The organism is Gordonia caeni (assembly GCF_039537105.1).
Classification (GTDB): domain Bacteria; phylum Actinomycetota; class Actinomycetes; order Mycobacteriales; family Mycobacteriaceae; genus Gordonia; species Gordonia caeni.
This window is the reverse complement of record NZ_BAAAZW010000006.1, coordinates 167,723-179,297: the sequence shown is the minus strand read 5'-3', so window position 1 is coordinate 179,297 and position 11,575 is coordinate 167,723. Positions and strand designations below refer to the sequence as shown.

Here is an 11,575-nt window from a genome sequence, read left to right as displayed (position 1 = left end):
CGGCGCCACGGAGGGAGATTCTCCCTCGGTGCCCGCCCATCGGCCGCTCTGCGGCGGGCGGCGGCGGTGCCGCGCCGCCGGAACGGGTACGTCAGCCGCGGACGCGCTCGATGGTGCCGCCGAGCCGGCGCAGCTGCTCCTCGAAATGCGGGTAGCCGCGGTCGATGTGCTCGATGTCGTGCACTTCGGTGACACCGTCGGCCACCAACCCGGCCAGCACCAGACCTGCGCCGGCCCTGATGTCGCTGGCCCAGACCGGTGCGCTGGACAACTGATCGATTCCGCGGATCACCGCGTGGTGACCGTCGGTCCGGGCATCGGCGCCCAGACGCACCATCTCCTCCACGAAGCGGAACCGGGCCTCGAAGACGTTCTCGGTGATCAACGACATCCCCTCGGAGATGGTCGCCAGGCCGATCGCCATCGGCTGCAGGTCGGTCGGATAGCCGGGGAACGGCAGGGTCGCGGTGTCCACGGCGCGGGGACGCTCGTCCTGGCGCACCCGGAAGCCGTCGGCCATCCGGTCCACCTGCGCACCGGCATCGACCAGCTTCTTGAGCACCAGACTCAGATACTGCGGATCGATACCGCGGACGGTCACGTCACCACGCGTCATCGCGGCGGCGATCCCCCAGGTGCCGGCCACGATGCGGTCGCCGACCACGTGATGGGTGGTGGGTTCCAGATGGTCCACGCCGGTCACGGTCAGGGTCTCGCTGCCGATCCCCTCGATCCTGGCGCCCATCTGATTGAGCATTCCGCACAGGTCGACGATCTCCGGCTCGCGGGCCGCGTTGTCGATGGTGGTGACGCCTTCCGACAGCACAGCCGCCATCAGGATGTTCTCGGTGGCGCCGACCGAGGGGAACTCGAGGCTGACCGCGGCCCCGCGGAGCTCGTCGGCCTCGGCCACCACACAGCCGTGTTCGATCTCGCTGCGCGCACCCAGCGCCCGAAGACCGGACTGGTGCATGTCCAGCGGCCGCGAGCCGATGGCATCGCCGCCGGGCAGCGCCACCACGGCGCGCCGACAGCGCGCCATCAGCGGACCCAGCACGCAGACCGACGCGCGGAACTGCTTCACCGCATCGAAGTCGGCGTGATAGTCGGGCATCGCGGGCGCATCGACCACCACGGTGTCGCCGTCGATCTGCACCTTCGCGCCCAGACCGCGCAGTACGTCCGCCATCAGCGGGACGTCGGCGATCTCGGGCACGTTGGTCAGGACCGTCGGCCCCTCGGCCAGCAGTGCCGCCGCCATCAGCTTCAGCACGCTGTTCTTGGCGCCGCCGACCACGACCTCACCGGACAGGCGGGCTCCTCCGGTCACCAAATAGCGATCACTCACGGCGTCAGCTTAGGGCATCGGCGGCGCGGGGCATCGCGTCCCCCGACTGGCGTACCTTCTAGGCATGGCTGTGCATCTGACCAAGATCTACACGCGCACCGGCGACGACGGCACCACGGGCCTCTCGGACTTCTCCCGGGTGACCAAGACCGATCCCCGAGTGGTCGCCTACGCCGACTGCGACGAGGCCAACACGGCCATCGGTCTGGCCCTCGCCCTGGGCGGGGACGTCCCGCAGGACATCGCCGAGGTGCTGCAGACCGTGCAGAACGATCTGTTCGATGCGGGCGCGGATCTGTCCACCCCGGTCGTCGCCGACCCGAAGTACCCGCCGCTGCGGATCGAAGCCGCCTACATCGACGGCCTGGAAGCGTGGTGCGACCGGTTCGGCGCCGAACTGACGCCGCTGGATTCGTTCATTCTGCCGGGCGGCACTCCCCTGGCCGCACTGCTCCATCAGGCGCGGGTGATTACCCGCCGCGCCGAGCGGGCGGCGTGGAGTGCGGTCGAGGCCCACCCGGAGGACACCCACGTGCTGCCCGCCAAGTACCTCAACCGGCTGTCGGATCTGCTGTTCATCCTGGCGCGCGTGGCGAACGTGCGCGCCGGGGACGGCGATGTGAAGTGGGTGCCCGGCGCCAACCGCACCCGCTGAGTCAGGCGGCTGATCCCGGCCGGCGTGACCGGCGCGGCGAACGGGCCTCCAGCCACGACAGGAACGCCGTCACCAGGATCGGGTCCATCGCCATCTCGTACTCACCCGAACGCAGGCCCGGACCGGACTCGCGCAGAGCGAGCACCACCATGTCCGGATCCATGATCTCGCGCTCGGTGCCCTCCGGGGCCCGGCGGCCGAGGAGCTCGACGTGCCGGCGGGACAGCATCGCGGTGGGGCCGGGCCGCAGCGAGGACAGCCGGTAGTAGACCAGCGCGCGTTCGGTGTAGTGCACCGAACCGTGCCGCCAGCCGCGGTCGGTGCCGGCGGGCAGCGCCCGGAAGATCACCGGGGTGCCGGCGCTGCGCACCTCGCGGACCCGGTAGACCAGGCCGCCGAGCAGGAAGGCGCCCACCAGGAGCACGATCAGGATCAGCCAACTCCACCAGTGCACGCCCGCCTCACCTCCGCCGGTCGGAAGAAAACGGCACCAGCCGCCCCGACAGGTCGGGACGGCTGGTGACGGGAATCATTTCCGGACTTCGTCTCGTCAGTTCACGGCTTCCACCGCGCGGATCCGGGAGCGGGCCGTCAGGTACTCGACGGTCCCCTCCTCGGAGGCCTCGAGCGCCTCGCGCTCGACGGCGATGTCGATCTCGTGTGCCAGCTGAGCCGACTCGGCAAGCACCTTGACGTCGTCGCCGTTGACGGACAGGAATCCGCCCTGGGCTGCGATCGCGAGCTTGGAGCCGTCGGCCTCGGTGACGACCACACAGCCGCCGGCCGCGAGCTCCGCGAAGATCGGCGCGTGGCTGGCCAGGATTCCGACCTCACCGTCGGTCGTCTGTGCACGCAGGAACGTCGCGTCCCCGGAGTACAGCATGTGATCGGGTGAGACGACGTCCACTCGGAAGGTCTTGTCAGCCATGATCGGAGACTACTTTCCGGCGATCTTGGCAGCAGCGGCCTCGACGTCGTCGAGCCCACCACAGCTGTTGAAGGCCTGCTCGGGCAGGTGATCGAACTCGCCCTTGCACACGCGGTCGAAGGCCTCGATGGTGTCGGCGAGCGGCACCACGGAACCCTTCTGTCCGGTGAACTTCTCGGCGACCAGGAAGTTCTGGCCGAGGAACTTCTGGATACGGCGCGCGCGGGCGACCGTGACCTTGTCCTCTTCGGAGAGCTCGTCCATACCCAGGATGGCGATGATGTCCTGCAGTTCCTTGTACTTCTGCAGGATCCGCTTCACCTCGTTGGCGACGCGGAAGTGCTCGTCACCGACGATCGAGGCCTCCAGGATGCGCGAGGTGGAGGTCAGCGGGTCCACGGCCGGGTAGATACCCAGCTGCGAGATCGGCCGCGAGAGCTCGGTGGTCGCGTCCAGGTGGGCGAAGGTGGTCGCCGGTGCCGGGTCGGTGTAGTCGTCCGCGGGGACGTAGATCGCCTGCAGCGAGGTGATCGAACGGCCCTTGGTCGAGGTGATCCGCTCCTGGAGCTCACCCATCTCGTCGGCCAGCGTCGGCTGGTAGCCCACAGCCGACGGCATGCGACCCAGCAGGGTCGAGACCTCGGAACCGGCCTGAGTGAACCGGAAGATGTTGTCGATGAACAGCAGCACGTCCTGGTGCTGCACGTCGCGGAAGTACTCGGCCATGGTGAGGGCCGAGAGGGCGACGCGCATACGCGTCCCCGGCGGCTCATCCATCTGGCCGAACACAAGGGCGGTGTCCTGGAGGACGCCCATTTCCTCCATCTCGAGGTGGAGGTCGGTGCCCTCACGGGTACGCTCGCCGACGCCCGCGAACACCGAGGTGCCCGAGAACTCGCGAGCGATACGGGTGATCATCTCCTGGATCAGCACGGTCTTGCCGACGCCGGCGCCGCCGAACAGGCCGATCTTGCCGCCCTTGACGTACGGGGTCAGCAGGTCGATGACCTTGATGCCCGTCTCCAGGATCTCGGTCTTGCCCTCGAGCTGATCGAAGGCCGGGGGCTTGCGGTGGATGCCCCACTGCTCGCCGTCGCGACCGGTGCCCGGCGCGTCCAGGCAGTCGCCCAGCGCGTTGAAGACGTGGCCCTTGACCACGTCGCCCACCGGCACCGAGATCGGCTTGCCGGTGTCGGTCACCGACGCGCCGCGGACCAGGCCGTCGGTCGGCTGCATGGACACGGTGCGCACCACGTTGTCGCCGAGGTGCTGGGCGACCTCGAGGGTCAGCACCTTGGCCACGGCCGGGAGGGAGATCTCGGCGTGGAGCGCGTTGAACAGTTCGGGTACGGCTCCGCGCGGGAACTCGACGTCGACGACCGGGCCGATGACCCGGGCGACGCGACCGGCGGTCGCCGAAGCGGCCGAGGTCGTGTCGGTGACTGCTGCAGTCATGGTTTCTTCTCTTTCCTCGATATGTCTGGTCAGTGCGCGAGCGCTTCGACGCCGCCGACGATCTCGCTGATTTCCTGGGTGATCTGCGCCTGGCGGGCCGCGTTGGCCTGACGGCTCAGCGTCCGCTCCAGCTCCGTGGCGTTGTCGGTGGCCGCCTTCATGGCGGTCCGTCGCGCCGCACTCTCCGAGGCCGCGGCCTCCAGCAGCGCGGCGAAGATCCGCGCTGCGACGTACTTGGGCAGCAGGGCGTCGAGCAGCTCATTGGGGCTGTCACCCTCGAACTCGATGTCGGCCTGCACCCCGGCCGCCGCCGGCGACTCGTCGAGCATGTCGCTGCCGAGGTCGAGCTGCTCCAGCTCGAAATCGACGTCGATCGGCGCCATCCGGCGCACCACCGGCTGCTGAGTCAGCATGGACACGAAGCGCGTGTAGACGATGTGCAGTTCGTCGACGCCATCGATCTGGCCGCTGCCGTCGGGCAGCTCCACTTCGGTGCCCGAGCCGGCCAGGAACAGGTCCACCAGATGGTGCACCGCGGGTGCACCGTCGGCGAAGACCGGCTGCTGCGAGAAGCCCGACCAGCTGCCGGCGATCGGACGGTCCCGGAAGGTGTAGTAGCCGATCCCCTTGCGCCCGAAGACGTAAAGCACCGGTTCCTTGCCCTCCGAGCGGAGCAGCGAGAGCAACTCCTCGGTCTCCTTGAGCACGTTGGCGTTGTAGCCGCCGCACTGACCGCTGTCACTGGTGACCACCAGGACCGCCGCGCGCTTGGGCGAGGGCCGCTCGTTCAGCAGTGCCACATCGGCCAGGTTCGCACGGCTGGCCAGCGTGGCGACCACCTCGGTGATCTCCTCGGAGTAGGGCCGGGCAGCAGCTACCCGGGCCTGCGCCTTGGTGATCCGCGAGGTCGCGATCAATTCCTGCGCCTTGGTGATCTTCTTGGTCGACTGGATCGACCGGATCCGCGAACGCAGCTCCCGAATGGTCGCCATGCTACTTCGTCTTCTTCGTCACTCGGATCGTCTCGGACTCGACGTCCTCAGCGGCCAGCGGGTCGGCGGCCACTTCGACCACGCGACTGCCGTCGGCGGCGATGAAGCCGGCCTTGAAGTTGTCCGTGGCGGTCGCCAGGGCCTTCTTGTCCTCGTCCGAGAGCTTCTTGCCGCCGGCGATGTTGGCGTAGACGTCCTTGGCGCTGTGGTGCAGGTCCGACAGGAGCTCGGACTCGAAGCGGCGGATGTCGGCCACCGGCACGGTGTCCATGAAGCCTTCACCGCACAGGTACAGCGAGACGATCTGGTCTTCGACGGCGACCGGGCTGTACTGATCCTGCTTGAGCAGCTCCACCCAGCGGGCGCCGCGCTCGAGCTGCGCCTTCGACGCGGCGTCCAGGTCCGAAGCGAACGCCGAGAAGGCCTCCAGCTCACGGAACTGCGCCAGTTCCAGACGCAGCGACCCGGAGACGTCCTTGAGGCCCTTGGTCTGCGCGGCACCGCCGACTCGGGAGACCGAGATACCGACGTTGATCGCGGGGCGGACGCCCTTGTTGAACAGGTCCGACTCCAGGAACACCTGGCCGTCGGTGATCGAGATGACGTTGGTCGGGATGAACGCTGAGACGTCGTTGGCCTTGGTCTCGATGATCGGCAGACCGGTCATCGAGCCGCCGCCCAGCTCGTCGGACAGCTTGGCACAACGCTCCAGCAGCCGCGAGTGCAGGTAGAAGACGTCACCCGGGTAGGCCTCGCGGCCCGGCGGGCGGCGCAGCAGCAGCGAGATCGCGCGGTAGGCCTCGGCCTGCTTCGACAGATCGTCGAACACGATCAGAACGTGCTTGCCCTGGTACATCCAGTGCTGGCCGAGGGCCGAGCCGGTGTACGGGGCGAGCCACTTGAAGCCGGCCGAGTCGGAGGCGGGGGCGGCGACGATGGTGGTGTACTCCATCGCACCGGCCTCTTCCAGCGCGGTCTTGACGCCGGCGATGGTCGAGCCCTTCTGGCCGATCGCGACGTAGATGCAGCGGACCTGCTTGTCCGGATCGCCGGTCGCCCAGTTGTCCTTCTGGTTCAGGATGGCGTCGATGCAGACCGCGGTCTTGCCGGTCTTGCGGTCGCCGATCACCAGCTGGCGCTGGCCGCGGCCGATGGCGGTCATCGCGTCGATGGCCTTGATACCGGTGGCGAGGGACTCCTCGACCGGCTGGCGCTCGAGCACCGAAGCGGCCTGCAGTTCCAGCACGCGCTCGGACTCGGCGTCGATGGTGCCGAGGCCGTCGATCGGCTGACCGAGCGGGTTGATGACGCGGCCCAGGAAGGCGTCGCCGACCGGCACGGACAGCACGTTGCCGGTCCGCTTGACCTCCTGGCCCTCTTCGATGTTCTCGTAGTCACCGAGGATGACGGCACCGACCTGGTCCAGGTCGAGGTTCAGCGCGACGCCGCGAATTCCACCCGGGAACTCCAGCAGCTCGTTCGCCATGGCGCCGGGCAGCCCGCTCACGTGAGCGATACCGTCGCCGGTGTCGGTGACGAGGCCGATCTCTTCACGAGTGGCCTCCCCGCGCACCTCCTCGGTGTAATTTGCGATCGCGCTCCGAATCTCATCGGAGGAGATGGTCAACTCGGCCATATTCCTGCCTGCTCTTCCTGGGCTTTCTTAAAGGGTCTGGGAATCGTTGTTGCTTGGGTGGTCACCGCAGGCTGCGGCGAAGTGCCGCCAGCTTGCCGGCGGTGCTTCCGTCGATGCGTTCGTCGCCCACGCGGACCACGACACCACCGAGAAGCTCGGGATCGACATCGACGTGCAGGGTGACCGGCGCGTCGAAGATGCCGGACAGCTTGTCGGCCAGCGCGGTGCGCTGAGCGGCCGACAACTCCCCGGCGGACGTCACGTACGCGACCTTGCGGCCGTTGGCGGCCGCGGCGAGTGCGGACAGCTCGTCGATGGCGTCACCGGGAGCCTCCGAGCTGGTCACCACCGCCTGGACGGCCAGCCGCCGGGTCACATCGTCCACCTTGCCGCCGATCAGGGTGACCAGCAACCCGCCGCGGTCGGCCTCCGACCGCGCACGGTCGGAGAGCGCCTGCTCGAGCTCGGTGTTGTCCTTGACGGTCCGGCCGAGCCGGAACAGCTCGTCCTCGACGGTGTCCAGGCGCCCGGCCTCCTTCGCCGCCAGGAGCATGGCCTCCCGCCCGAGAGCGGTCAGCGCCGACGCCAGATCGGCGTCGCTGGACCACTGGCGGGCGGCGGCCGAGGCCACCGTCTGCCGGGTGAGGTCGCCGACCTTGCCGTCCAGCAGCCCGCGGGCGATCGCCGCGCGGGCATCGGGCGACGTGGCCGAGTCGGCCAGAGCGGTACGCAGCGAACGATCGCCGGAGACGGTCTCGGCGACCGACAGCAATTCGTCACCGACGGTGACCGCTTCGTCACTCGTCACGCCGCGCAGTGCGGCTTCCAGTTCGACGCGGGCACCGGCGAGGGCCTCACGGCTTGACGCTGCGTACATCTACTTGACAGTCCTTTACTTCGCGGTCTCGTCGGCGACGTCGTCGAGTTCGGCGAGGAATCGATCGACGGTGCCGGCCTGCTTGGCCTCGTCCGACAGTTCGGCGGCGACCAGCTTCTCAGCCAGATCGACCGACAGACGGCCGACGTCGCCGCGCAGTTCGGAGACGACCTGCTGACGCTGGGCTGCGAGCTGGGCTGCGCCGTTGGCGATGATCCGATCGCTCTCCGTGGTGGCCTGGGCCTTCATGTCGGAGATGATCTGCGTTCCCTGGGTACGAGCTTCCTCGCGGATCTGGGCGGCCTCTTCACGGGCGCCGGCCAGCTGTTCGCGGTAGGCCTGCAGCGAAGCGTTGGCCTCGGCCTGTGCGGCCTCGGCGCGCTCGATGCCGCCTTCGATGGTCTCTCGACGCTCGTCCAGCACCTTCTGGTAACGCGGGACCACGTACTTCCAGAAGACGAAGAGGACGACGGCGAAGGCGACCAACGACCAGATGATGTCGTACCACTGCGGGAGCAGCGGGTTCTGCGACTCGCCTTCGGCGGCGAGGAACAGTTCAGTGGTGTTGATCATGTCGATGGCTCAGATCAGAAGATGAAGCCGACGACGATACCGATCAGCGCCAGCGCCTCGGACAGTGCGATACCGAGGAACATGGTGGTGCGGATCTGGCCGGCCAGCTCGGGCTGACGCGCGATACCTTCGATGGCCTTGCCGGCCACGATGCCCACGCCGATGCCCGGGCCGATGGCGGCCAAGCCGTAACCGATGGCACCGAAGCCGGAACCCTCGAAGGTGGTGGTGGTGTCGGCGAGAGTCTGGGCGATGTAGCTCATCTTTCGATTCCCTTTTCTTTCTTGGTGGCTCCCCGCCCGGGCGGACGAGTGAGTCAGTCTGTGTGGTGTCGGTGGTGGTCTAGTGCTGGTCGGCGTGCAGCGACAGGTCGATGTAGACCGCCGTCAGCAGGGCGAAGATGTAAGCCTGCAGGACGATGATCATCAGCTCGAACAGCGTGAAGCCGATACCTGCGATCAGCGAGAACGGCGCGAAGATCACGTGCCAGGTACCGCTGAACAGGAAGAACTGGGTGGCTGCGAAGAACAGCACCAGCATGATGTGGCCGGCCAGCATGTTGGCCATGAGTCGGACCGTCAGCGTGAACGGGCGCAGGATGAAGGTCGAGATGAACTCGATCGGAATCAGCAGCGGCTGGATGGCCATCGGGACGCCGGGCAACACGATCGACGACTTGACGAAGCCGAAGAAGCCGTACTTGGCGATGCCCACCCAGAGGTACGTGATGTAGGCGACCGCAGCCATCACCAGTGGCATGCCGATTCGCGCGTTCGAGGAGATGTTCAGGAACGGGATGATCGACGAGAGGTTCAGGAAGAAGGTGGCGAAGAAGATCGAGGCGATGATGGCGAAGAACTTGCGGCCGTTCTCCTTGCCGAGGATCTCTTCGGCGATGTTGATCCGGACGAAGTCCAGGGCGTTCTCACCGACGTTCTGCAGACCGCGCGGGATCAGCTTGGGGCTGCGCATCGCGAGGGCGAACACAAGGGCGACCAGCGCGGCGATCACCAGCCGCATGATCATCAGGCGGTCGAGCGCGAAAGGCGTTCCTGCGAAGGCCACGGCCTCCGGGAAGAAATCGGCCAGAGTCGGCGCATGGAACTCGTCGGCGGCAAGGATGACGCTCAGCGTTCTCTCCCGTGTTCGGGACCAGGGAGTCGTTCGGACTCTCGGTTCGATCGGCAATCTGTGCGGGCACGAACCCTCGGCAGCGCCGTTGAGCGTTGCTTTCCAGGATCGTCGTGCGAGGTGAACTTTATCAAGTGGTTACCCTCGGCAACGAATCAGGTCCCGGTCAGACCCGGGACGAACCCTTCCGAGCGGCACTACTATCGGCTGTAGTAGCAGGTCAGCGGGATCGGTATGGCGCTGATCACTTCTCACCGGTCGCCGTGTCGCGATCGGTGGCGGCCGAGGACGATTCGGGGTCCACGTACGGCGTGCGGGTGGTCAGCACGCCCCACACCTCCGAACCCAGGACTGCGATGATGGCGCCGATCAGCATGCTGACCAGTGCACCCTTGGAATAGAAGTCCATGTTCGACAGGACGGCCATGACCACCAGGACCACCACCATCTTGAGGAACCACGAGCCCATCACCGCGGCCATGGTGACCGATGGCGAGAGGTTGCCGGTGGCCATGATGGTGACCACGGTCAGCAGGATGAAGGTGCCGCCGACGCCGGCGCCGATGAGGACGCCCCACACTCCGGGCAGGCCGGAGAGGGGCCACCAGACCAGCAGCCCGATCAGCGTCAGCACCAGGAGCCCCAGCAGGCCGTACCGCAGGCCGTTCTTCAGGGGTGCGAGGGAGTCGTAGACGGTCTCCGCCGTCTCCGCTCCGGCGTCGGCGTCGGGAGCCTGGTCTGAGGTATCGCCGTTGGTGGACACGTGGCAAGGCTATCGAGTGGCGAGGCTGCGGTCACGTTCGGCCCGGTTCCGCCGCCGGCTCAGCCGGGGCGCGAACGTGGCGGCGAGGGCGATCAGCAGACCGCCGGCGAAGAACGGGGCGACGGTCAGCGGCGAGAACAGCGTGCAGGCGGCCACCGACAGCGCCAGGACCCCCACCCACAGGTAGATGAGCAGCGCGACGCGGCGCTGCGAGTGCCCCAGCTCGAGCAGCCGATGGTGCAGGTGCATCTTGTCCGGGGTGGCGAAGCCGACACCGGCCCGGGTCCGGCGGATCACCGCCAGGACCATGTCCAGGATCGGGATGAAGACCACCGCCGCGACCAGGATCAGCGGGGACAGCAGCGTGAAAAGGTCGGCGGTGCCGTAGGCGCTGCGCGCCGGCCGCCCCGAGGCGCTGGTGGACGCCGCCGCCAGCATCAGCCCGATCAGCATGGCGCCGGAGTCGCCCATGAAGATGCGCGCCGGGGAGAAGTTGTGCGGCAGGAACCCCAGGCAGGCGCCGGCCAGCGCCGTGGTGATGAGGGCCGGCGGATAGTAGTTGACGTCGCCGCCCTGGTCGTGCAGCAGCCCGAGGGAGAAGATCAGGATCGCGATCGAGGCGATCAGGCCCAGGCCGGCGGCCAGTCCGTCCAGGCCGTCGACGAAGTTGATCGCGTTGATGGTGGTGACGGTGATGAGGACGGTCAGCAACCCCGACTGGAGCGGATCGAGAACCACCGTGCCGATGTCGGCGAACGGCACGTACAGCAGATACCAGCTGACACCCATCACCACCAGGACCCCGGCGGCGGTCACCTGACCGGCGAACTTGGTGAGCGCGTCCAAGCCCCAGCGGTCGTCGATCACGCCGACCAGGACGATCACCAGGCCCGCGGTGACCACCGCGATCATCTCGTCGGTGTAGGCGAACCCCCGATTGAGGGCGGGCAGCTGCGCGGCCAGCGCGATGGCGCACACCACGCCCGCGTACATGCCGACCCCGCCGAGGCGGGGCGTCGGGATCAGGTGGACGTCGCGTTCGCGCGGGACTGCGACGGCGCCGGCCCGCACGGCGAAGACTCGCACGAGCGAGGTGATCAGGTAGGTGATGCCGGCCGCCGTCAGACCCACCAGGGCCAGCTCGCGCAGCGGCACACCGGTGCCGCCGACGGACTCCAGCGCCAGCAGCGCCGCGCCGTTCCCGGATCCGTTCACAC

13 protein-coding genes are annotated in these 11,575 nt (G+C 67.8%); 1 reads left to right on the top strand and 12 read right to left on the bottom strand.

Annotated elements, in window-relative coordinates; translation table 11 throughout:
* Positions 1 to 91: 91 nt before the first annotated feature.
* A complete protein-coding gene (gene murA, locus ABD732_RS11670) occupies positions 92 to 1,348 on the bottom strand; it encodes a UDP-N-acetylglucosamine 1-carboxyvinyltransferase (RefSeq protein WP_344783837.1) in 1,257 nt (418 codons plus the stop codon).
* 64 nt (positions 1,349 to 1,412) lie between these two features.
* On the opposite strand from murA, the gene ABD732_RS11665 reads away from it, so the two are divergent.
* A complete protein-coding gene (locus ABD732_RS11665; RefSeq protein WP_344783835.1) occupies positions 1,413 to 2,003 on the top strand; it encodes a cob(I)yrinic acid a,c-diamide adenosyltransferase in 591 nt (196 codons plus the stop codon).
* A 1-nt stretch (position 2,004) separates the two neighbouring features.
* Here the strand turns inward: ABD732_RS11665 and ABD732_RS11660 are convergent, their stop codons facing one another.
* From ABD732_RS11660 to ABD732_RS11610, 11 genes are all read right to left on the bottom strand, one after another.
* Entirely contained in the window at positions 2,005 to 2,457 is a 453-nt protein-coding gene (locus tag ABD732_RS11660) for a DUF2550 domain-containing protein (protein ID WP_344783833.1), read from the bottom strand.
* 96 nt (positions 2,458 to 2,553) lie between these two features.
* Positions 2,554 to 2,931 (bottom strand): F0F1 ATP synthase subunit epsilon, encoded by a 378-nt coding sequence (locus ABD732_RS11655; RefSeq protein WP_344783832.1) that lies wholly within the window; start codon positions 2,929 to 2,931, stop codon positions 2,554 to 2,556.
* A gap of 9 nt (positions 2,932 to 2,940) precedes the next feature.
* Positions 2,941 to 4,386 (bottom strand): F0F1 ATP synthase subunit beta, encoded by a 1,446-nt coding sequence (gene atpD, locus ABD732_RS11650; RefSeq protein ID WP_344783830.1) that lies wholly within the window; start codon positions 4,384 to 4,386, stop codon positions 2,941 to 2,943.
* A gap of 29 nt (positions 4,387 to 4,415) precedes the next feature.
* Complete coding sequence (locus tag ABD732_RS11645; protein ID WP_344783828.1) at positions 4,416 to 5,378, bottom strand: F0F1 ATP synthase subunit gamma; 963 nt, start codon at positions 5,376 to 5,378, stop codon at positions 4,416 to 4,418.
* 1 nt (position 5,379) lies between these two features.
* Complete coding sequence (gene atpA, locus ABD732_RS11640; RefSeq protein ID WP_344783826.1) at positions 5,380 to 7,014, bottom strand: F0F1 ATP synthase subunit alpha; 1,635 nt, start codon at positions 7,012 to 7,014, stop codon at positions 5,380 to 5,382.
* A gap of 61 nt (positions 7,015 to 7,075) precedes the next feature.
* The gene (locus ABD732_RS11635; RefSeq protein ID WP_344783823.1) at positions 7,076 to 7,891 is read right to left on the bottom strand and encodes a F0F1 ATP synthase subunit delta; all 816 of its coding nucleotides are present in this window, start codon (positions 7,889 to 7,891) and stop codon (positions 7,076 to 7,078) included.
* Positions 7,892 to 7,906: 15 nt separating this feature from the next.
* Positions 7,907 to 8,464 (bottom strand): F0F1 ATP synthase subunit B, encoded by a 558-nt coding sequence (locus ABD732_RS11630; RefSeq protein WP_344783821.1) that lies wholly within the window; start codon positions 8,462 to 8,464, stop codon positions 7,907 to 7,909.
* 14 nt (positions 8,465 to 8,478) lie between these two features.
* A complete protein-coding gene (locus tag ABD732_RS11625; RefSeq protein WP_005937765.1) occupies positions 8,479 to 8,727 on the bottom strand; it encodes an ATP synthase F0 subunit C in 249 nt (82 codons plus the stop codon).
* Positions 8,728 to 8,806: 79 nt separating this feature from the next.
* Positions 8,807 to 9,586, bottom strand: coding sequence for a F0F1 ATP synthase subunit A (atpB, locus tag ABD732_RS11620; RefSeq protein ID WP_344784109.1), 780 nt, complete (start codon positions 9,584 to 9,586; stop codon positions 8,807 to 8,809).
* 253 nt (positions 9,587 to 9,839) lie between these two features.
* Positions 9,840 to 10,358, bottom strand: a complete 519-nt coding sequence (locus ABD732_RS11615; protein WP_344783817.1) for a Cg1360 family ATP-synthase-associated protein — start codon at positions 10,356 to 10,358, stop codon at positions 9,840 to 9,842.
* 9 nt (positions 10,359 to 10,367) lie between these two features.
* The gene (locus ABD732_RS11610) at positions 10,368 to 11,573 is read right to left on the bottom strand and encodes a glycosyltransferase family 4 protein (RefSeq protein ID WP_344783815.1); all 1,206 of its coding nucleotides are present in this window, start codon (positions 11,571 to 11,573) and stop codon (positions 10,368 to 10,370) included.
* Positions 11,574 to 11,575: the final 2 nt, after the last annotated feature.